The following is a 21529-nucleotide window of genomic DNA, read 5'->3' as shown; positions in this document are numbered from 1 at the left end:
GAACTGAATTATATGCAGCAAAATTGGTTTGTAATTGTAAATCCTACTTCAGGAAATGGCGCTTCAAAAAAGAAATGGCCACTTATTTTTAATGAATTAAAAGCACAACAGTTTCAGTTTGAATTTTCAGTTACAAAACACAAAGATCACGCCATTATATTGGTTAAAAATGCCATTGAAAAAGGATTTCAAAATTTTATTTGTGTGGGCGGAGATGGTACTTTACATAGTATTGTAAATGGTATTTTTATATTAAATACACCTAATATTTCTAAAATAAAAATTGGTGTAATTCCTATTGGAACTGGAAACGATTGGATAAAAACCTATGGTATTTCAACTAATTTTAAAACTGCAATTAACACCTTAAAAAACGCACATACTATACAACAAGATATTGGGAAAATTAATATAACTAACACAAATACAAGTATTTACTTTAATAATTTAGCCGGAATTGGTTTTGACGGTTATGTTGTTAATAAAGTGCATAAATTTAAAAATTTAGGTTCTTTAGCTTATTTAACTGGTGCTTTGGTTAGTTTAATTAGTTATAAAAAACCATTGCTTGAAATTAATTTTAACAATAACACTTTAAAAAGCAATACCTTACTTTTATTTATTGGAATTGGTACCTATTGTGGCGGTGGCATGCAATTAACTCAAAATCCAAATCCTTTTAATGGTTTGTTTGACATTTCATTTGTTAAAAATATTTCATTACTACAATTATTAACTAATATTAAAGGCTTATTTAACGGGAACATTACAAAACATAAAATTGTTGAAAACTATAAAACTTCTACAATAGAAGTGAAAGTATTAGATAAACAAGAAACCTATATACAAGCCGATGGAGAATTAATAGGTTCAGGAGATTTTAAAGTAACTATACTTCCAAAAGCGTTAACTTTTATTGTTCCTAAAACGTAAAACGTTAAAAAAATCTTAATAAATTTGTAACATCCTTATAATTATTTCGTCTTTAACATATAGAAGACATTAATTATGAAGCGATTATATAAAATAATTATCTTTTTTATGCTTATTTTCTTAGTTGGCATACTTGTAACTATAGAAAGTATCAATACTACTTTTTCTACTGAAGATCCAATAGAAACAGTTACGCTTCCATCTACTGCTTTAAAATTATCAATTAAACTATAATTTAAAATTCATAATTCAATTTACTTTCAATTTTTTAAAATTAACTTTAGTTATAAACATATATATATATTATAAAAAAGAATTTAAAAAATTTAAAAAATATTTTTTGTTATTATAGTGTGTTAATATGTGGCATAAATACTTCCTTTTAAATTTTGATTTATGACTTATAGAATACTATTAACAATTATTAAAACTTTAAAGACTTTAAAATCAATAAAATTATGGTAGTTGTTAACAGTATGTTAATAGTGTTAATTAACAGATTTATTGAATAAAATTTCACCTTTTGAATGTTAACAACCGTTCTAAAAATGGTTCACAACTTTAAATTAAAAATCAATAAAAAAATTTGGAAAAGTCATGTCAATTTTTGCATTAAACTATTCTTAGTAATTATCAAAAAATAGTTTTCTTTTTTGACTGTAAACTTTTCCACAATGTTTATAAAATGTAAAGTTATTGTAAATCAGTTTTTTAAAAAATGCTATTAACAATTAGATTTTTTACTGTTAATAAGCCTGAATTTGTATTTTTGTACTTTAACTTATTAACAATACATATTTATGGTAATTGCAATTGGTAATGATCACGCTGGTACTGAGTACAAATTTGAAATTATAAAACTATTAGAAAGTAAAGGTATAAAAGTTTTAAACTTTGGAACCAATACAAATGATAGTATGGATTATTCTGACGCAATTCATCCGGTTGCTGATGCTGTTGAATCTGGAAAAGCTACTTATGGTATTATTTTATGCGGAAGCGGTAATGGTGCTCAAATGACAGCTAATAAACATCAAGGTATTAGAGCTGGTTTGGTTTGGAACAATGAAATTGTAGAATTAATTAGATTGCATAATGATGCAAATGTGTTAACTATTCCTGCGCGTTTTGTATCATTACAACAAGCTTTAGGATTTGTAGAAATATTTTTAAATACTGAGTTTGAAGGTGGCCGTCACCAAACAAGAATTGATAAAATTCCAACAAAAAGCTGTTGCTAATTATTGTTAACAAACATGAGTCACAATCACTCACACCATCATCCCACTTTATCAGGTAAAAATTTATTACTATCTATAGTACTAAATATTATTATTACTGTTGCCCAAATTATTGGCGGATTTCTTTCAGGAAGTTTGGCATTAATTTCAGATGCTGTTCATAATTTTTCTGATGTTATTTCATTAGTAATTAGTTATATAGCAAATATTTTAACTAAAAAAAAGAAACAAACAAAACAGTATACTTTTGGTTATAAACGTGCTGAAATTATTGCAGCTTTTATCAATTCAGCATCTTTAATTGTTGTTGCAATTTTTTTAGCAAAAGAAGCTATTGAACGTTTTAACAATCCGCAAGAAATTGAAAGTAATTTGGTTATTTGGTTGGCAATTTTAGGAATTGCTGTTAACGGGTTTAGCGTATTATTACTTAAAAAAGATGCTGATCATAATTTAAATATGAAATCGGCATATCTTCATTTATTAACTGATATGTTAACTTCAGTTGCTGTTTTAGCAGGAGGTTTATTAATGAAATACTATCAAATTTATTGGATAGATGCGTTGTTAACTCTTATAATTTCGTTGTATTTAATTTATATGAGCTGGAGTATTTTAATAGATTCAACCAAAATATTAATGTTATTTGCTCCAAAACATATTAATATTGATGAAGTAGTTTTAGAAGTTTTAAAAGTTGAAGAAATTAAAAATATACATCACGTTCATATTTGGCAATTAAATGACCACGATTGCCATTTTGAAGCGCATATACAGTTTAATAACGATATTAGTTTATCACAATTTGATGTAGTGTGTGAAAAAGTAGAAAAAATATTATTAGATAATTTTCATATAAATCATTCTAATTTACAACCCGAGTTGAATAGAGATGATGTAAAAGAATTGATAAAACAAGATTAAAAAAAAGGCGATGTTTAACACATCGCCTTTTTTTTAAATGGGAAAATAAAAAAACTATAGAGTTTTTGAATATGGACCATTTTTAGGTTGTAAGTCACCAGTAATAATTCTAATAAGGTCAATTAAAGCCCAAATACCAAATCCACCTAGTGTTAATAATTGAACAACACCTTGCCAAATATAACCTAAGTAAAATCTATGAACACCTAACCAACCTAAAAATATTACTAAAAGTAATGCTGTTAGTTGACTTTTACCACTTCCTACTACTGCAATATCCGCACTATCTGCATTTGTATCCGCATCCATTACTACTGAAGTTTCAGTATTAGTTGATTTTTTAACCGGAAATGATGCAAATGCATTGGTTGAAAACAATAAAAAAGAAAGGGCAACCATTGAGAAAATGAATGATTTTCTCATTACAAGTAAATTTTTCATAATAATTTAATAATTTAATTAATTTAGCTTAAAAATAGGTATATGAATATAAAAAACAAAGTATTAAGCTTTTTAATTTTTATTAATTTTTCTTTAGTCGCGCAAACAGTAGAGAATTATGATTTTATTGGAACTTTAATTTTAGAAAATAATGCATTAATTACTTATAGAATTCAATTTGATATAAAAGATTCTAAAATTTCTGGATTCTCTTATACTGATATTAATGGTAAAGATGAAACAAAATCAGAACTTACAGGTACTTACAATAGCAAAGAAAAAAATATAGTATTAAAAGAAAGTTCAATACTATATACAAAATCTAAAGAAATTGAAGATATTTTTTGTTTTATAAATGTTGATGCAAAACTTAAAATTGAAAAAGATAAACCTTCAATTCAAGGTGATTTTGTTGGTTTATATCATAATAAAGATACCTGCGCTACTGGTAAATTATTGTTGGTTAGTTTAAAAGATGCCTTTGATAAAATTGAAAAAGTTTCTAAAAAAATAAGTAAAACTAAAAAGATTGATAGTGTTACTAAAACAAAATTTACAAAAGAACATTTTTTAAATGAAATAAAACCTAACACACTTAAAAGTGACGATGTGTTAACGGTTTTCTCTAAAGGAAATAAATTTATTTTAGAAATTTGGGATAATGGAAAAGAAGATGGAGATTTAATTTCTTTAACGTTTAATAAAAAAACCGTTTTTAGAAAATATGCTGTAAAAAAAGAAAAACGAATTGTTGAATTAGATTTAATTGAAGGTGAAAATTTAGTTGAAATATTAGCTAATAATAACGGAACTATTCCTCCAAATACAGCCAAAGTAATTTTAAAAGATGGAGAGGTTCAACATACTATTTCTACAAGTTTAGAATCTGGAAAATCTTCAAAAATTAATATTATTTATAAACCATAGTATGCTTCAAATAACAACCAAAACTTTTGCTGAACTTACTAAAGAAGAACTTTATGAAGCTTTACAACTTAGAAGTGAAGTTTTTGTAGTTGAACAAGATTGCGTGTATCAAGATATTGATTATAAAGATCAAAAAGCGGTACACGTTTTAGGTTATAAACATAAAAAATTAATTGCTTATACCCGTATTTTTAAACCTGGTGATTATTTTGAAAAAGCCAGTATTGGAAGAGTTGTAGTTGCAAAAAATGAACGAAAATATGGTTACGGACACATAATTATGATATATTCTATTAAAGCTATACAATCTTATTTTAATGAAACTGAAATAAAAATATCTGCTCAAAAATATTTAAAAAAATTTTACGAATCTTTTGATTTTAAAATGATTGGAAACGAATATTTAGAAGATGGAATTCCGCATATAGGAATGCTAAAAAAATAAAGTATGGAAAACCCAAGAGTAAAAATAAACAGCGTTAAAAATTTATCTGATAATTGGTACAAATTAGATAAGGTAGATTTTGACTATCAAACAAAAAACGGTAATTGGCAAAACCAACAACGTGAATGTTATGATCGTGGTAACGGAGCCGCAATTTTATTATACAATCCATTAAAAAAAACAGTTATTCTTACCAAACAATTTAGAATGCCAAGTTATTTAAATGAACACGCTAATGGTATGATGATTGAAGTTTGCGCTGGTTTATTAGATGCTGATGATCCTTTAACTTGTATTATAAAAGAAGCCGAAGAAGAAACAGGCTATAAAATTTCAAATCCTAAAAAAATACTTGAAATCTATTCTACACCTGGAGCAGTGACTGAAAAATTATTCTATTTTATTGCTGAATATGCTGACAATATGAAAATTAGTGAAGGCGGTGGATTAGAAGAAGAAAGCGAAGAAATTGAAGTAATAGAAATAGCTTTTAATAAAGCTTTAGAAATGGTTTATACAGGTGAAATTTGCGATGCAAAAACCATTATTTTATTGCAATATGCCAAAATTCATAATTTAGTTTAATGGTTCCCTTAAAAATTAAGACCAACCCAAAAGTTTCCTTAGTTTTTAATAAGTATCCTGAAACTGTAAAACCTAAAATTGAACAGCTACGAAAATTAATTATTGAAACCGCTTCTGAAATTGATGAAATAGTTGTTATTGAAGAAACTTTAAAGTGGGGAGAACCCAGTTATTTGGTAAAAAAAGGAAGTACCTTACGTATAGATTGGAAACCAAAACAACCAACACAATATGCTATGTATTTTAAATGTACCAGTCAACTAATACCTACTTTTAAAACAGTTTTTAAAAACAAATTTAAGTTTCAAGGAAACAGAGCTATCATTTTTAATTTAGAGGATAAAATTCCAGAAGAAGAATTGAAAAAATGTATTGCAACCGCTTTAACTTATCATAAAGTGAAGCATTTACCTTTATTAGGATTATAACATAGTTTAGTTTTTCATAAAAATAAACACTTATATTCTGACTTTAAATTATTTATCAATTATAAAAAAATATTTGATTTTTTTATTTCTAAACGATTGCTTAGTTTTGTAAAGTATTTTAGAAACAATGGCACGAAAAAAGCAATATAACGAAGCAGAAGTAATTGAAAAAGCAATGTATTTGTTTTGGAGAAATGGTTACGAAAATACTTCGGTTCGTATGTTAGAAAAGGAAATGGGAATCAACCAATTTTCCATTTACGCCAGTTTTGGAAATAAACACGGAGTTTTTGTAGCGAGTCTTAAAGAATATAGAAAAAGAAATGCTGTAATTTTTAATAAGTTAAAAGCATCAAACAAAGGTTTAGAAGACATAAAACAGTTCTTTTATGATTCTATTCAAAAAACAAATGATTTAGATTACAAAGGCTGTTTAGTTACAAATACATATAATGAATTTATTGAGAGTGAAGATGAAGAAATTAAAAATCAAATGATTGATTTTATGGCTAGTTTAAAGGCTATTTTTATTGAAAAATTAAAAATAGATTCAACAAAAAATGAAGAAACTGTTTTGAAGCAAGCAAACTATTTGTTATTGGCAAAACACGGTTTAGCGGCAGCAGCAAGAGTAAATACTAAGCAAGAAATAGAAGATTATATTGAAATGACATTTAAAAATATATAAGCTTTTTTTTAAAATAAAACTAAGCATTTGCTTAGTTAAAATAAATAATTTAAACTAAAAACAATGTTACAAAAAACAACAGCAATCATTATTATGGTATTGGCACTAACTGTTAGTTGCCAAACAAAAGAAAGTAAAAAAGAATCTACAATTAAAGCAGAAACAAGTAAAATGGAAACCACAAATAAACAAGGAGAATTAGAAGCGTTGCTTTCTAAAAAAGCAGCAGCTTCAGCTGCAAAATCTTCTGAAGAAAAAAAGAAAGCTTATGCTAAAGGTATTGAAGATGTAAAAAATTCTGGAGTATTAGAAAGTGCATTAAAAGTTGGCGATAAAGCGCCAAATTTCACCCTAAATAATGCAACTAATACACCTGTTTCTTTATATGATGAATTAAAAAATGGACCAGTTATTTTAACTTGGTACCGTGGTGGTTGGTGTCCGTATTGTAATATTACTTTACATGCTTTACAAGACAATTTACCTGAGTTTACTAAAGCAGGTGCAACACTTATGGCTTTAACACCAGAATTACCAGACAAATCGTTAAGTACTTCAGAAAAAAATGAATTAGAATTTACTGTTTTAAGTGATATTAACAATAAAGTAGGAAAAGAATATGGTGTTGTATATCAATTAAATTCAACGATAGCATCTATGTACGAAAAAGGTTTTGGTTTGTCAACATATAATGGAAATTCTAGTAGCGAACTTCCTTTAGCTGCAACATATGTTATTGATAAAAACGGAATAATTCAATACGCATTTTTAGATGAAGATTATAAAAAAAGAGCTGAACCTAGTGAAATTATTACTGCGCTTCATCAATTAAAATAAAACGTTTTTTATAGAAAGTAATTCTAAGTTTAATTATGAGTGGTTTAAATAAATTTGTAGTTAAACTTAGAATTAAGTTAATAAAATCGCAACTTTGTCTTTATAAAATAATTCGTAATTATTTAAGAAACGTATAACATAAAGTGAACATTTCACTTCAACATAAAATAAATATAAATGGAATTAAAGAACAAAAAAGCCATCATTACTGGTGGAAGTCGTGGACTTGGAAAAGCTACTGCAATTGCGTTTGCAAAAGAAGGAATTGATGTTGCAATTACAGGTAGAAACGAAGAAAAACTGAAAGAAACAGTTGCAGAATTACAAGGATTGGGTGTAAACGCTTTTTACGAAATTTTTGATGTTGGTACTTATGAAGAAGTACAAATTGGAATTAAAAATATAATTTCAAATTTAGGCGGCGTAGATATTTTAGTAAACAATGCAGGTATTGCAGCGTTTGGTTCTTTAAATGACATGGATGTAAAACTTTGGGAAAATATTATCCAAACAAACGTAATGGGAATGTATTATGTTACTAAAGAAGTGTTACCGTATTTAATTGAAAAAAATGAAGGAGATATTATTAATGTGGCTTCAACAGCTGGTTTAAATGGTAATGCTACTACTTCTGCATATTCAGCATCAAAATTTGCGGTTATTGGTTTGTCACAATCATTAATGAAAGAAGTGCGTAAAAACAATATTAGAGTTACTACGTTAACACCAAGTACCATTGTTTCTGATATGTCTATAGAATTAGGTATTGCTAATAAAGATTCTGAAGACAAAGTATTACAGCCTGAAGATTTTGCTGAATTAATTGTTGCTGGTTTAAATTTACCAAGAAGAGCTATGATGGCAGGTGCTTCTTTATGGTCTACAAATCCATAAAAATAGTTTTTAAATAGTAAATATTTTTGTCAACCTTAGCCTTTGTTTTAAACAAAAGTTAAGGTTGATTTATTTTAATAGCTATTTTTTAGAAAGATTTTTTAATACATTCAGTGCTTTGTTTGCATCATTTTTATCAACAAAAATATGATCGTGATAGTAGCCAGCAATTACATTACAACTAATATTATTTTTAGCTAATTCAGTTGAAAATAGCGCTGTTAAGCCTACCGCATTTAATGAAGAGTGTATGGTTAACGTAATCCAAGAAGCAATATACTCATAGTTTAGGTTTAAAAAATCTGCTTTGTTTTGTTCAAGTACAATGGTTGTACCTTCAGCTTCTGTAAACTCACAAATGGTATCATTTCGGTTGATTTGTTCTAAATTTTGTACGGTACAAAATACATAATCTCCGTTGTTTAATTTGGGTGTCATACCCTTTATAAGAGTATTTAAGTTTGTTTCTCCTGCCATAGAAACTGTTTACGATTCTGATACTTTTATAACACTATCAACCGTATCAAGTTTTGATAAGGTTAACCTTACAATACTATCTTTTGCAGCTACTAAATCGTGTGGAACACTTGCTTCTAACGCTACCAAATCTCCTTTCACTAAATTGTAAACATTACCATTTACACCAAAATTTATAGCGCCTTCAAAAATTTCAACAGTAATAGGAAAAGAAGTTTTATGTTCTTTCATAACCTGATCTTTCTTCATAACTATTCTAATTTCTTTAGTAGTTTCAGTTTCAAATAAAACTGAGATGGCTGCTTTATTTTCGTTATAAGTAATATGTTCTGTAAGTGATGATTTTTTCATAATTTGTTTGTTACCAACCTCTATATTTTGGAGGTGTAATATTGTTTAAATTTAAATAAATAATTAATTGTCCGCGGTGATGTGTTACGTGATCTTGTAGTAAATTTAGAATTTGTAATTTACTTTTTGGACCTGCAAAAAAGTCAACTTGAGTGGTTAAATCTTCTTCAGAAATTGATGTTATAATTTCAGTTACTTTATCAAATGAATTTGTTAATTCAAGTATCAATTCTTCTTTTGTTTTTGGAGCTATTTTTTCTGATTTTATGTAAGTGTCATCCACAAAATTAGTTTCACTTAGCCAAACCATATTACTTCTAATATGAAGTAATTGTTCTTGAAAACTCATTTGTCTTTCTGTAGGCTTGTAATTATAATGTTCTTCAGGCATTAATTCAGCCATCTCAATTAAATAGTTTTTAGAGTTTTCCCATTTCAATAAAAATGCTGAAATTACAGTGTTTTGTGCCATAGTTTGGTTAAAAATTGTGATTAAAAAAAAGAGAAATAAAGCTTGTTTTTTCATGTTGAAAACAGTTAATAGAATTATAAATAAAGGCTAAATATAGTCAATACTTTTTTATATTTTAGCGACTAATAAATTAACAGATATAATTGGATTATGGCAGAAGACAAAGTAAAAGGGGCAAAATTAAAAGCGTTACAACTTACCTTAGATAAATTAGATAAAGCATACGGAAAAGGAACTGTAATGAAAATGAGTGATGTTGCAGTAGATGATATTGATGCAATTTCAACAGGATCATTAGGATTAGATTTGGCTTTAGGTGTTGGTGGATATCCTCGCGGAAGAGTAATTGAAATTTATGGACCAGAATCATCGGGTAAAACTACATTAACATTACACGCTATTGCCGAGGCTCAAAAAGCTGGTGGTATTGCTGCTTTTATTGATGCTGAACACGCTTTTGATCGTTTTTATGCTGAAAATTTGGGTGTTGATATTGATAATTTAATTATTTCTCAACCTGATTACGGAGAACAAGCTCTTGAAATTGCAGACAATTTAATTAGCTCTGGTGCTATTGACATTGTTGTGGTAGATTCAGTTGCGGCGTTAACACCAAAAAGTGAAATTGAAGGTGAAATGGGTGATTCTAAAATGGGATTACACGCACGTTTAATGTCACAAGCTTTACGTAAATTAACTGGTACAATTCATAAAACAAATTGTACAGTAATATTTATTAACCAATTACGTGAAAAAATTGGTGTAATGTTTGGTAACCCTGAAACTACAACGGGTGGTAATGCCTTAAAGTTTTATGCTTCAGTACGTATAGATATTCGTAGAAGAACTCAAATAAAAGATGGAGATAGAGTTATTGGAAACAGTACTAAAGTAAAAGTGGTAAAAAACAAAGTTGCGCCACCTTTCCAAATTGCTGAATTTGATATTATGTACGGAAAAGGAATTTCAAAAACAGGTGAAATTTTAGATTTAGCTGTTGAATTTGGAATTGTGAAGAAAAGCGGATCTTGGTTTAGTTATGGTGATACTAAATTAGGTCAAGGACGTGACGCTGTGAAAGGATTAATTTTAGACAATCCTGAATTGGCTGAAGAGTTAGAAACAAAAATTAAATATGTTATTAATAATCAGGAAGATTAAAAAATGATTATTAAGTACCAAGTTTTTGAAGAAAACCAACTTTTAGTTTTAAGATACGAAGGAGTTTGGTGTTTTGAAACTTATAAGCAACAAGTACTTGCTTTTGTGCAAACACCTGAATGGAAATCTATAAACAAATTTTTGGTAGATTTAAGATATGTTGAATATGTATTTAATAATGAGGATATTGCTTTATTATTAGATGTTAAAAAAAATATAATTCAAAAAAATCATGTTTCTGTTCAATTAGTTGATAAGCCTATGATTACTGCTTTAACGCATCTTATGCAAGAGGAGTTTGGTATACTTGATATTACAACTGAATATTGTTGCACTGTTGAAAGAGCTATTGAATTATTAGATATTAGTTTTAACGAAAACCAATTAACTAATGCACTTGATAATTTAGAATTATCATTTTAATTAGTTTTTATAAAAGTAAATTAAAACGCCTTATTTATTAAGGCGTTTTGTATTTTGAAGCCATGTTAAAAGTTGAAAATGTAGGGTTTGGTTATACTTCAAAAGAAGTATTAAATAATATTAGTTTTACGGCTAATAAAGGAAATTATATTGCTATTGTTGGTGAAAGTGGTTGTGGTAAAAGTACGCTATTAGAAATAATTTATGGATTACTTCACATTGAAAAAGGAAGCGTTTATTGGAATAATATTAAATTACGCGGTCCTAAGTTTCAATTAATTCCAGGTGAACCTTTCATGAAATATTTACCTCAGGATTTTGATTTAATGCCCTACATTACTGTTGAAGAAAATATAGGGAAACATTTGTCTTATTTAGACGAAAATAGAAGCCGTAGAATTTCTGAATTACTTGAAGTGGTAGATATGACTGAGTTTTTAAAAACAAAGGTTGTAAACCTAAGTGGTGGTCAAAAGCAACGTGTTGCAATTGCTAAAGTATTGGCAAAAGAACCCGAAGTTTTATTACTTGATGAACCTTTTAGTCATATTGATAATTTTAGAAAAAATAAATTACGTAGAAGTTTATTTAAATATTTAAAATCTAAAAATATTTTATGTGTAGTTGCCACACATGACACTACAGATGCTCTTTCTTTTGCTGATGAAATTATTGTGTTAAAAAATGCTGAAATTGTTGCTAAAGGAACACCACAAGAAATTTATAACAATCCAGTATCTGGTTATGTGGCTTCTTTTTTTAATGAAATAAATGAAATTTCTTCAACTATTTTAAACCCAAATACTTCCGAAGAAATTTTACTTCGTTATCCCAATCAAATTAAAATTGCAAAAAAATCCGAGTTTAAAGCTACTGTTGTAAAATCTTATTTTAAAGGGGTTTGTTATTTAATTGAAGCTGATTTACAAGGAAAATCTATTTATTTTGAACATTCAAAAAGCCTTTCAGAAAACGAAAAAGTATACCTCAATATTAAATAACTGAAAGTTTTGTTTGTGATTTCTATTTTTTAAATTACTTTTGTTGAGTAATTAGTCAATTCACACATGGATAAAAGAGAATTATTATTAGCAGCGGCAACTAAACTTTTTGTTGAAAGAGGTTTACACGCTACACCTACTTCAGCTATTTCAAAAGAAGCTGGTGTAAGTGCTGGTATTTTATTCCATTATTTTAAAACAAAGGATGATTTAATTAGCGAGTTATATGTTGCTATAAAAAAGGAATTGACCGAAAGTATTTTAACTGATATTGATAAAATTAATTCTGATATAGGAAAAATACGATTAATATGGTCTAATTCTTGGAATTGGGGATTAGATAATCCTTTAAAATATAGGTTTTTACTTCAAATTGATCATACAAGTTGTTCGGTTTCTGTAAATCAATATCCAGAATTAATTAAAAATATAGACTTTTTTATGCAGTTAATTCAAGAGTTTATAAACGCTAAAATTATTAAAGATATTGATACGCATTTTTTAATGAATTCTATGTTTAGTTTAATTACTTCAATGGTAAAACATATCACACAATTTCCTGCTTTACGTCACGATCAAGTATTTATTGAACAAGCTTGGGAAATGTATTATAATTATTTAAAACCTTAAAAAAATTTGAATCATATATTGATTGAATACTCAATCATAAACTGCTAAATCTAAAAAATGAATACAAACACAGCATTAATTACTGGAGCATCTAGCGGAATTGGAAAACAGTTTGCTATCATTCACGCTAAAAATGGTGGAGATTTAATCTTAGTTGCTCGTAGAGAAGATAAATTGAATGAATTAAAGAAAGAATTAGAGCAATTATATAAAGTTACTGTTTTAATTATTGTCAAAGATTTATCAAATTTAAGTGCACCAAAAGAAATTTATAATGAAGTAAAACAACAAGGAGTTCAAATTAATTATTTAATTAACAATGCTGGGTTTGGAGCTTTAGGTAAATTTCATGAAATGGATTTGGACAGACAAATTTCAATGATTAATTTAAATGTAACAGCATTAACCACTTTAACACATTTATTTTTACCTGATTTTATTAAAAATAATAGTGGTAAAATTTTAAATACGTCATCTACTGCTAGTTTTATGCCTGGACCATTACAAGCTGTTTATTTTGCTACAAAAGCTTATGTTACTTTTTTTAGCAATGCTTTAAGTGAAGAATTAGCTAATACAAATGTTACGGTTACTAATTTAATGCCTGGTGCTACTGAAAGTGAATTTGGTGCTACTTCAGGAATGGAAAAAACGGAAATATTTAAAAATACTGTGACTTCTTATGCTGTTGCTTTAGATGGTTATAATGGAATGCTTAAAGGTAAAATTGATGTAATTTCAGGATTAACTGTAGGGCAAAAAGTTATGATGGCTGCCATACCATTTATACCTAAAAAAATGATGTTAAAGCAAGTTAGAAAAATGCAAGAAGTTAAAAACAATGATTAAAAAACTAATAAAATTTATAAAAGTAATGTTAATAGGAATCTTAAGTTTTATACTTATTATAGCAATAGTAGGAGCTATATTTGTAAATACAAGTCCGCAATTTGGTGGAAAAACTACCGGTGAAGATTTAGTGAGAATGGAGAATTCTCCAAATTATAATGGAGACGGAAGTTTCAAAAATTTAGAATTAACCTTGGCAAGTACCGGATTAAAATTAAGTACTTTTCCAAAGTTTTTTACCAACGGTGATAACAAAGTACCTCAAGGTAACATACCACAAATAAATCTTCCTAAAAGTTATTTTGATAGTGAACCGCAACAACCAAGAATTACTTGGTTTGGACATTCAACGTTATTTGTTGAATTAGAAGGAATGAATGTTTTTATTGATCCAATGTTAGGCGATGTTCCTGCTCCTCACCCACTTTTAGGAAATGCAAGGTTCAATAAAGAATTACCAATTTCTATAAATAATTTACCAGAAATTGATGTGGTACTTATTTCTCACGATCATTATGATCATTTAGATTATGGATCTATTCAACAATTAAAAGATAAAGTAAAATTGTTTTATGTTCCTTTAGGTGTTAAAGCACATTTAACAGAATGGGGCGTTTCAAAAGATAAAATTAAGGAGTTTGATTGGTGGGAAAAAGCAAACCTTCAAGGTGTTGAATTTGTATCAACACCAGCACGTCATTTTTCTGGAAGAGGTTTTTCAAGAAACAATACGTTGTGGACATCCTGGGTAATAAAATCTAAAAATAACGCTATCTTTTTTAGTGGCGATAGTGGTTATGGTAAGCACTTTAAAGAAATTGGTGAAAAATATGGTCCGTTTGATTTTGCAATGATGGAGTGCGGGCAGTATAATGAACAATGGGCGCATATTCATATGTCTCCTGAACAAACTATTCAAGCATCTGTTGATGTAAAAGCCAAAACTATGATGCCAATTCATTGGGGAGCATTTAAACTTGCTTTACACCAATGGACAGATCCAATTGAAAGAGCAAGTAAAAAAGCACAAGAGCTTCATGTAAAAATGGCAACACCAATTATTGGTGAAGCAATAGTTGTTGACACTAATTATCCGTCATCTAAATGGTGGCTTAAAAACTAAATTTAAGTAATGGTTATTGTATTAAAAACAAATATATTTTCGCAACTAGAAACACACGTTAGAAGTCTTTTAAATACCTTTAAACAAATTTCTAGTATAGATTTTGATTTTGAAGATGTGGATCGTGTTTTACGTATAGAAGCTTCGCAAAATATAACTTTTGAAGTTACCTATTTACTTAATAAAAATGGTTTTATATGTGAAGAATTACGTTAATATAAAATAAAAGAACAACGGTTATTACTTGTAATTTCAAACTAACAGTTTGGTATGGATAAAAAAACAGTTGTTCCTTTATTTTTTTCACTTTCAATTTCAATTTTTCCTTTATTTATTCTAATAAATTCTTGACATAATTTTAACCCAAAACCTGTACCAACTTCATTTTCGGTTCCAAGGGTTGTAACAGTAGAATCTAATTGTAAAATTTTAGAAATAGCTGCTTTTTCAATTCCAACGCCTGTATCTTTAATGGCAATACTACTACAATTAGGGTGTTTTTGCTGGTTTATACTTGAAATTTCAATTTTACCATCTTTAGGTGTAAATTTAATGGCATTTGAAATTAAGTTTCTAATTATAGTATGTATCATATTATAATCTGCTAGTACCAAAATATCATTGTTTAATTGGTGCTCTATGGTAATGTTTTTTACCATTGTATTGGTTTTATAAAAACTTATAATTTCTTCAATAATATTTTTTAAATTTATTTTTGTGGCATTTACTTCAATATTACCTGAATTTGTTGAAGCCCATTTAAGTAAATTGTCTAGTAAATTAAATGTTTTTTTAGATGTTTTATAAATGTTTTCGGTGAGTATTTTCTTAGTTTTATTGTCTATTTTATGCGCTTCTTCATCTTTCCAAAGAAGTTCTCCTATTTGCTGTAAATTGCCTAACGGACCTTTTAAATCATGCGCTATAATTGAAAATAATTTGTTTTTACTTTCATTTAATTTTTGAAGCTCTAAATTGTTATTTTCAATTCTTTTAGAATCTTTTTCTTTAAATATAAATAATATAAATATTGGTGTAGAAAAACTTAAAAACATTAAATATAAATACGATACTATTTGTATATAATCATTAGAAAATAACAAGCTAGTACCGTTTAAAAATGCTTTTACCAATCTAATACCATAAATTATAGCTGCAATAATTAACAACAATCCTGCTAGTTTTTGCATTATGGTTTTTGATTTGTTAATGAAAAACAAAAAGGCTCCTATTAAATAAATTAGCGCTAAACATATAGAAGAAACCACAATTCTTAAGTTTTCATTTGACGAAATAAAGAGTGTAAAAATAAAGCTAGCGGTAATTGGTATAATATTTATACGAATAAAAAATTTTTTATCGAAAGTTGTGTTTATGTTGTAAAGTGAAAATATTTCGTACGAAATACTAAAAAACAGTAAATAATTAGCAAGTGTAATACTAAAAAAATCTGGAATATAATCTCTTGAAACCATCCATAAAACTGAGGATATTCCAAAGAACCTTGCTATGATATAAATTTTAAAAATGGGTGTTTTAACCTTATAATATATTGCATATAAAATAAATAAGGGAAAGATAATTATGTTGATAAAACAATAAGTAAAAAATAAGGTTTTAACGTCTATGGGGACCATACTTTTTTATTTCCTATAAAAGTAATCTTTTTTAAAATTTTATGTAATGTTTTTAGCAATTATTTTTATTATAAAACTTTGTTTTTTAATGAATTAGTTTAAAATACGAGGAAAATTATTTTTTATTAAAAATACTTGTTCAAAAACGTGCTATTCACGTACTTTTTGTAAAAAATTTAAAACTCAAATTTTAGTTGAAAGTCAATAAGTTTTTCAGGTTTATTTTTAGAATTAATATTTAAATTAGTCACTGAAATACCTAATAAACGTACCGAGTTTTGTACTTTTTCTTGAAACAATAAATCTTTTACCGTTTCTAATAAAACTTCTTTATTTTTTATAAAATAGGGCAATGTTTTACTTCTAGTTTGCGTAGTAAAATCACTATATTTTATTTTAAGCGTAATGGTTTTACCTGAAACCTTAGTGCTTGCTAAGCGTTGTTCTAATTCTTCTGAAATTTTTTCTAATTTTTCAAGCATAAAAATTTCCGAAGTTAAATTGGTTATAAATGTATGTTCAGCAGCAACAGATTTTCGTTCTCTGTTAGGTTTTACTTTGCTGTGGTAGTTTCCGCGTACTAAATTGTAATAATGTGTTCCAGAACTTTTAAAATGTTCAGTTAAAAACGCTTCGCTTTTTAGTTTTAAATCTTTACCGGTGAATATTCCTAAATTAAACATTTTGGCCGCTGTAACTCTTCCAATTCCAAAGAATTTTTCAATAGGTAAATCTTCTAGAAATGAAATAACTTCTTCTGGCGGAATTGTTTTTTGTCCGTTTGGTTTGTTAATATCTGAAGCTATTTTGGCTATAAATTTGCTATTTGAAATTCCTGCGGAAGCATTTAAATGCAATTCATTAGCAATACGTTGCCTTATTTCTTTTGCAATTAAACTTGCCGAAGGGTTTCCTTTTTTATTTTCAGTTACATCTAAATATGCCTCATCTAAAGATAGTGGTTCTACTAAATTGGTGTACTCTTTAAAAATGTTTCTAATTTTTTTTGAAATTTCTTTATAGCGTTCAAATCTTGGAGGGACAAATATTAAATGCGGGCACTTTTTACGTGCCAATACACCACTCATTGCAGATCTAACTCCAAATTTACGAGCTTCGTAGCTTGCAGCTGAAACAACACCTCGTTCGCCTCCACCGCCTACAGCTAAAGGTTTACCTCTTAATTCAGGATTGTCTAATTGTTCAACTGAAGCATAAAATGCATCCATATCAATATGAATTATTTTACGATGTATTTGTTCTTCATACATAAGTCAAATATAATTTAAAAGACATTACTTTAAGGTTTTTTGATATTGAAAAGTATAGTTATAACACTTTGTTAACTGTTTGTATAATTTTCAAATTAAATTTTATTGTACATTTGGCTGCACATATTATTAACTGAAAAAATATAAATTATGAAAAAAGTACTATTATTATTGGCCGTTGTTTGTTTTATTGGAGTGTCTAACACTGCTTTTGCTCAAACTATGCCAAGTGTAAGTGGTCTTAAAGTTCCTAGTACAACAGATGTTTCAAGCTCTGCTATGAAATCATTATTTGAATCACCAGAAGCACAAGCAAAAGTAAAAGAACAATTATTAGCAAATCCTGAATTACGTGATACTGCTATTAATTATTTAAAGGACAATCCTGATACTGCTATGGAAGTTGCTAAAGTAATTAGCAAAAACCCAACTGCTAAAAGTAAAGTAATGAAGTATATTTTGGAAAACCCAGAATTAACTCAAAAAGTAATGGATTACGTTAAAAATAACCCAGAGCTACTTCAAAAAGCAATGAAATTAATTGGAATGTAATTTAATTCAATTAAAAAAATAGAAAAGGATACAGTTTACTGTATCCTTTTTTTTGCATTATAACTAAAAAAAACAGCAACAAATTTTACATTGTTACTGTTTTAAAAATAAATAAATGTTTGGCTATTAACTTATTGTATTTATTTTTGAACACATAATAAATAAAGTTTATTTATACCACACCTTGTGCTAACATAGCATCTGCTACTTTTACAAAGCCGGCAATATTTGCACCAGTTACATAATCTACATAACCGTCTTCTTTTGTTCCATATTTTATACAAGATTTATGAATGTTGCTCATTATTTTTTGCAAACGTTCATCTACTTCTTCTCTTGTCCAAACAATACGTAATGAGTTTTGAGACATTTCTAATCCTGAAGTGGCTACACCACCTGCATTAGAGGCTTTTCCTGGTGCATATAATATTTTTGCTGCTTGAAAAGCATGAACAGCTTCAGGTGTTGCGGGCATATTGGCACCTTCGCTAACCACAAAGCAACCATTTGCTAATAAATTTTTTGCATCTTCAAAATGTACTTCATTTTGTGTGGCACAAGGCATTGCAATATCACATTTTACACTCCAAGGTTTTGCACTTTTAAAGAATTTTGCTGTTGGGTATTTCGTAATATATTCATGAATTCTTGCTCTTTTATTGTTTTTTAAGTGCATTACAAATGCTAATTTTTCGGCATCAATACCATCTTCATCATAAATATAACCTGAAGAATCGGATAGTGTTACTACTTTAGCACCTAATTGTGTGGCTTTTTCACATGCATATTGCGCTACGTTTCCAGAGCCTGAAATGGTGACTACTTTACCTTCAAGTGTTTCATTTTTTGTTTCTAACATACTTTGAGCAAAATATACGGTTCCGTAACCTGTAGCTTCAGGTCTAATTAAACTTCCGCCCCAAGACATTCCTTTTCCTGTTAAAACACCTGTAAATTCATTTCTAAGTTTTTTATACATGCCAAATAAATATCCAATTTCTCTACCTCCTACTCCAATATCTCCTGCTGGAATATCAGTATTTGGACCAATATGACGAAATAATTCTCCCATAAAACTTTGGCAAAAGCGCATAATTTCAACATCAGATTTTCCTTTAGGGTCAAAATCTGATCCTCCTTTACCTCCGCCCATTGGTAGTGTTGTTAAGGCATTTTTAAAAACTTGTTCAAAAGCTAAAAATTTTAAAATACTTAAGTTTACCGTTGGATGAAATCGTAAGCCTCCTTTGTAAGGTCCAATTGCAGAGTTCATTTCAATTCTAAAACCTCTGTTTACTACAATTTCTCCGGTATCATCAATCCAAGGTACTCTAAACATTAATACCCTTTCTGGTTCACACATTCTTAGTAAAATGTTTTTACCATTGTAAATTTCTTGACTTGCAATATATGGAATAACGGTTTCTGCAACTTCTTCAACTGCTTGTAAAAATTCTGGTTCAAATTGGTTACGTTGTTTCACCAAATCCATAAATCCTTTTATTTTTGATTCCATAATTTATGATGTATTATTTTAAACTTTACGTAATTTACTAAACAAATATAGTTAAAAAATAAAAAATTATCAATTTCAGCAATTGTTTTAACGAAATTTGGTACGAAAACTAAAACGTTTTCGTACGGTGTGTATTGTACATATTTATTTTTTAAATTTTATTTCAATTTGTTATTTATATGTTGAATCATTTTCCTTTGGTATAATTCCCATAAAAATGTGTAAATTTGTCGCTTAATTTTACACAAAATGTTAGATAAAGTAAAAGAACTGATTGGTGAAGTATCGGCATTTAATGCAGGGACGAAAGAAGAAATTGAAGCCTTCAGAATTAAATATTTGGGAAGTAAAGGTTTATTAAAAGATTTATTTGCTGAATTTAAAAATGTGGATGCTGAATTGCGTAAGGATTTTGGACAAGCATTAAATAATTTAAAGAAAACTGCTGAAGAAAAGGTAACTACTTTAAATGAAGTTATTGATAATTCAGTTGAAGATAAAGGTTTTTATGGTGATTTAACTCGACCTTCAGAGCCAATTGAATTAGGTTCGCGTCATCCAATATCAATTGTTAGAAATAAAATTATTGATGTATTTTCAAGAATTGGTTTTACAGTTTCTGAAGGACCAGAAATTGAAGATGACTGGCATAACTTTACTGCATTAAATTTACCAGAATATCATCCTGCACGTGATATGCAAGACACGTTTTTTATTGAAACAGATCCTGATATTTTATTAAGAACGCACACGTCGTCTGTACAAGTTCGTTATATGGAAAATCACAAACCACCTATTAGAACTATTTCTCCAGGTCGTGTATTTAGAAATGAAGATATTTCAGCACGTGCACATTGTATTTTTCATCAAGTTGAAGGTTTGTATATTGATACTGATGTATCTTTTGCCGATTTAAAGCAAACGCTTTTATATTTTACTAAAGAAATGTTTGGGAAATCTAAAATACGTTTACGCCCTTCTTATTTTCCATTTACAGAGCCAAGTGCTGAGGTAGATATTTATTGGGGATTGGAAACAGAGACTGATTATAAAATTACAAAAGGAACTGGTTGGCTTGAAATTATGGGCTGTGGTATGGTAGACCCAAATGTACTTAAAAATGCAAATATAGACCCTGAAGTTTACTCAGGATATGCGTTTGGTATGGGAATTGAGCGTATTGCAATGTTACTGTATCAAATCCCTGATATTAGAATGTTTTATGAAAACGATGTACGTTTTTTAGAGCAATTTAAATCAGTAATATAACCTAGTAAATTCCGCTCTTTAGCGGAATTTTTTATTTCAAATAACAGATGAAAAAAGATATTGAATTACCAGAAGTTACTAACGTTTATATGGCCATTGTAAAAGAATACAATGATGAATTTAAATGTGAAGATTGGAATGCATATATTATAAACAATAAAGAGGTTGATTTAGAAATGGTTTTAATTGTTTCTAAAGGTTATGATGAAGATACGCTTACTGAAACAGCTGTTTTACGTCATAAAATAGAAAAACTACCTGCGCAATCTTTTGCAAAAGTTGAGCTGCTACAAGAAGATGTTTTAAAACTTTCCAATTTTTTTAATGTTACTTTTTTTGAAGGTTCAAAAATGTTTGATAAAAAGTATTTATTTGAAAAAGGAACTATTAAAGAAGGTAATTTACGTACCGTTGCTATGTTAAATAAACGTGGAATTTTAGTAAAATAAACTTT

The 21529-nt window shown here is 28.1% G+C and carries 28 protein-coding genes; 21 read left to right on the top strand and 7 right to left on the bottom strand.

The window, feature by feature from the left end:
• Positions 1-12 precede the first annotated feature (12 nt).
• The 4 genes from ACFQ5N_RS03595 to ACFQ5N_RS03580 all read left to right on the top strand — a co-directional run bounded on the left by ACFQ5N_RS03595 (position 13) and on the right by ACFQ5N_RS03580 (position 3098).
• Positions 13-933 (top strand): diacylglycerol/lipid kinase family protein, encoded by a 921-nt coding sequence (locus ACFQ5N_RS03595; RefSeq protein ID WP_386807816.1) that lies wholly within the window; start codon positions 13-15, stop codon positions 931-933.
• A gap of 75 nt (positions 934-1008) precedes the next feature.
• A complete protein-coding gene (locus ACFQ5N_RS03590) occupies positions 1009-1167 on the top strand; it encodes a hypothetical protein (protein ID WP_386807815.1) in 159 nt (52 codons plus the stop codon).
• A gap of 566 nt (positions 1168-1733) precedes the next feature.
• A complete protein-coding gene (locus ACFQ5N_RS03585; protein ID WP_386807814.1) occupies positions 1734-2174 on the top strand; it encodes an RpiB/LacA/LacB family sugar-phosphate isomerase in 441 nt (146 codons plus the stop codon).
• 15 nt (positions 2175-2189) lie between these two features.
• Positions 2190-3098 (top strand): cation diffusion facilitator family transporter, encoded by a 909-nt coding sequence (locus tag ACFQ5N_RS03580; protein WP_386807813.1) that lies wholly within the window; start codon positions 2190-2192, stop codon positions 3096-3098.
• A gap of 54 nt (positions 3099-3152) precedes the next feature.
• Here the strand turns inward: ACFQ5N_RS03580 and ACFQ5N_RS03575 are convergent, their stop codons facing one another.
• Positions 3153-3539 (bottom strand): TM2 domain-containing protein, encoded by a 387-nt coding sequence (locus ACFQ5N_RS03575; RefSeq protein WP_386807812.1) that lies wholly within the window; start codon positions 3537-3539, stop codon positions 3153-3155.
• A 42-nt stretch (positions 3540-3581) separates the two neighbouring features.
• Here ACFQ5N_RS03575 and ACFQ5N_RS03570 point away from each other — a divergent pair, with 42 nt between their 5' ends.
• The 7 genes from ACFQ5N_RS03570 to ACFQ5N_RS03540 all read left to right on the top strand — a co-directional run bounded on the left by ACFQ5N_RS03570 (position 3582) and on the right by ACFQ5N_RS03540 (position 8343).
• Positions 3582-4466 carry a hypothetical protein gene (locus ACFQ5N_RS03570; protein ID WP_386807810.1) on the top strand — a complete coding sequence of 295 codons (885 nt, stop codon included), beginning with the start codon at positions 3582-3584 and terminating at the stop codon, positions 4464-4466.
• A 1-nt stretch (position 4467) separates the two neighbouring features.
• Positions 4468-4911, top strand: coding sequence for a GNAT family N-acetyltransferase (locus ACFQ5N_RS03565; protein ID WP_386807808.1), 444 nt, complete (start codon positions 4468-4470; stop codon positions 4909-4911).
• 3 nt (positions 4912-4914) lie between these two features.
• Positions 4915-5496: an NUDIX domain-containing protein gene (locus ACFQ5N_RS03560; protein WP_386807807.1), complete on the top strand. Its 582-nt coding sequence runs from the start codon at positions 4915-4917 to the stop codon at positions 5494-5496.
• Entirely contained in the window at positions 5496-5924 is a 429-nt protein-coding gene (locus ACFQ5N_RS03555; RefSeq protein WP_386807805.1) for a DUF1801 domain-containing protein, read from the top strand. Before ACFQ5N_RS03560 ends, ACFQ5N_RS03555 begins: the two co-directional genes overlap by 1 nt.
• Positions 5925-6051: 127 nt before the next feature.
• A complete protein-coding gene (locus tag ACFQ5N_RS03550) occupies positions 6052-6612 on the top strand; it encodes a TetR/AcrR family transcriptional regulator (protein WP_386807803.1) in 561 nt (186 codons plus the stop codon).
• Between the two features lie 63 nt (positions 6613-6675).
• Positions 6676-7449 (top strand): peroxiredoxin-like family protein, encoded by a 774-nt coding sequence (locus ACFQ5N_RS03545; protein WP_386807801.1) that lies wholly within the window; start codon positions 6676-6678, stop codon positions 7447-7449.
• A 177-nt stretch (positions 7450-7626) separates the two neighbouring features.
• Entirely contained in the window at positions 7627-8343 is a 717-nt protein-coding gene (locus ACFQ5N_RS03540; RefSeq protein WP_386807799.1) for a 3-ketoacyl-ACP reductase, read from the top strand.
• An 81-nt stretch (positions 8344-8424) separates the two neighbouring features.
• Here ACFQ5N_RS03540 and ACFQ5N_RS03535 read toward each other — a convergent pair whose 3' ends face one another.
• Genes ACFQ5N_RS03535 through ACFQ5N_RS03525 form a run of 3 tightly spaced genes read right to left on the bottom strand, consistent with a single transcriptional unit; the run spans position 8425 to position 9643 of the window.
• Positions 8425-8820, bottom strand: a complete 396-nt coding sequence (locus tag ACFQ5N_RS03535; protein ID WP_386807798.1) for an ACT domain-containing protein — start codon at positions 8818-8820, stop codon at positions 8425-8427.
• 9 nt (positions 8821-8829) lie between these two features.
• Positions 8830-9171, bottom strand: coding sequence for a cupin (locus ACFQ5N_RS03530; RefSeq protein WP_386807796.1), 342 nt, complete (start codon positions 9169-9171; stop codon positions 8830-8832).
• Between the two features lie 10 nt (positions 9172-9181).
• Positions 9182-9643 (bottom strand): DinB family protein, encoded by a 462-nt coding sequence (locus ACFQ5N_RS03525; protein ID WP_386807794.1) that lies wholly within the window; start codon positions 9641-9643, stop codon positions 9182-9184.
• 150 nt (positions 9644-9793) lie between these two features.
• Here ACFQ5N_RS03525 and recA point away from each other — a divergent pair, with 150 nt between their 5' ends.
• From recA to ACFQ5N_RS03490, 7 genes are all read left to right on the top strand, one after another.
• Positions 9794-10804, top strand: coding sequence for a recombinase RecA (recA, locus tag ACFQ5N_RS03520; protein ID WP_386807793.1), 1011 nt, complete (start codon positions 9794-9796; stop codon positions 10802-10804).
• A 3-nt stretch (positions 10805-10807) separates the two neighbouring features.
• Positions 10808-11227 carry a hypothetical protein gene (locus tag ACFQ5N_RS03515; RefSeq protein ID WP_386807791.1) on the top strand — a complete coding sequence of 140 codons (420 nt, stop codon included), beginning with the start codon at positions 10808-10810 and terminating at the stop codon, positions 11225-11227.
• A 62-nt stretch (positions 11228-11289) separates the two neighbouring features.
• Positions 11290-12228, top strand: a complete 939-nt coding sequence (locus tag ACFQ5N_RS03510) for an ABC transporter ATP-binding protein (protein WP_386807789.1) — start codon at positions 11290-11292, stop codon at positions 12226-12228.
• A 66-nt stretch (positions 12229-12294) separates the two neighbouring features.
• Positions 12295-12858: a TetR/AcrR family transcriptional regulator gene (locus ACFQ5N_RS03505; protein ID WP_386807787.1), complete on the top strand. Its 564-nt coding sequence runs from the start codon at positions 12295-12297 to the stop codon at positions 12856-12858.
• A gap of 57 nt (positions 12859-12915) precedes the next feature.
• Positions 12916-13707, top strand: coding sequence for an SDR family NAD(P)-dependent oxidoreductase (locus ACFQ5N_RS03500; RefSeq protein WP_386807785.1), 792 nt, complete (start codon positions 12916-12918; stop codon positions 13705-13707).
• Positions 13700-14830, top strand: coding sequence for an MBL fold metallo-hydrolase (locus ACFQ5N_RS03495; RefSeq protein WP_386807784.1), 1131 nt, complete (start codon positions 13700-13702; stop codon positions 14828-14830). The genes ACFQ5N_RS03500 and ACFQ5N_RS03495 overlap by 8 nt, the downstream gene beginning before the upstream one ends.
• Before the next feature lie 9 nt (positions 14831-14839).
• A complete protein-coding gene (locus ACFQ5N_RS03490; protein ID WP_386807782.1) occupies positions 14840-15046 on the top strand; it encodes a hypothetical protein in 207 nt (68 codons plus the stop codon).
• 41 nt (positions 15047-15087) lie between these two features.
• Here ACFQ5N_RS03490 and ACFQ5N_RS03485 read toward each other — a convergent pair whose 3' ends face one another.
• Together ACFQ5N_RS03485 and dinB are read right to left on the bottom strand one after the other, a co-directional pair.
• Positions 15088-16020, bottom strand: coding sequence for a sensor histidine kinase (locus ACFQ5N_RS03485; RefSeq protein WP_386807780.1), 933 nt, complete (start codon positions 16018-16020; stop codon positions 15088-15090).
• A 623-nt stretch (positions 16021-16643) separates the two neighbouring features.
• Entirely contained in the window at positions 16644-17738 is a 1095-nt protein-coding gene (gene dinB, locus ACFQ5N_RS03480) for a DNA polymerase IV (RefSeq protein ID WP_386807778.1), read from the bottom strand.
• A 150-nt stretch (positions 17739-17888) separates the two neighbouring features.
• Here dinB and ACFQ5N_RS03475 point away from each other — a divergent pair, with 150 nt between their 5' ends.
• Positions 17889-18290, top strand: coding sequence for a hypothetical protein (locus tag ACFQ5N_RS03475; RefSeq protein WP_386807776.1), 402 nt, complete (start codon positions 17889-17891; stop codon positions 18288-18290).
• A gap of 172 nt (positions 18291-18462) precedes the next feature.
• On the opposite strand, the gene gdhA is transcribed toward ACFQ5N_RS03475, so the two are convergent.
• Positions 18463-19806: an NADP-specific glutamate dehydrogenase gene (gdhA, locus tag ACFQ5N_RS03470; RefSeq protein ID WP_386807774.1), complete on the bottom strand. Its 1344-nt coding sequence runs from the start codon at positions 19804-19806 to the stop codon at positions 18463-18465.
• Positions 19807-20055: 249 nt separating this feature from the next.
• On the opposite strand from gdhA, the gene pheS reads away from it, so the two are divergent.
• Together pheS and ACFQ5N_RS03460 are read left to right on the top strand one after the other, a co-directional pair.
• A complete protein-coding gene (gene pheS / locus ACFQ5N_RS03465) occupies positions 20056-21075 on the top strand; it encodes a phenylalanine--tRNA ligase subunit alpha (RefSeq protein ID WP_386807773.1) in 1020 nt (339 codons plus the stop codon).
• 47 nt (positions 21076-21122) lie between these two features.
• Complete coding sequence (locus ACFQ5N_RS03460; protein ID WP_386807772.1) at positions 21123-21524, top strand: hypothetical protein; 402 nt, start codon at positions 21123-21125, stop codon at positions 21522-21524.
• Positions 21525-21529 lie beyond the last annotated feature (5 nt).

The organism is Lutibacter holmesii (assembly GCF_042679665.1).
Lineage (GTDB): Bacteria > Bacteroidota > Bacteroidia > Flavobacteriales > Flavobacteriaceae > Lutibacter > Lutibacter holmesii.
The sequence above is the reverse complement of the archived record's forward strand: the minus strand, read 5'-3'. Positions and strand labels throughout refer to the sequence as shown.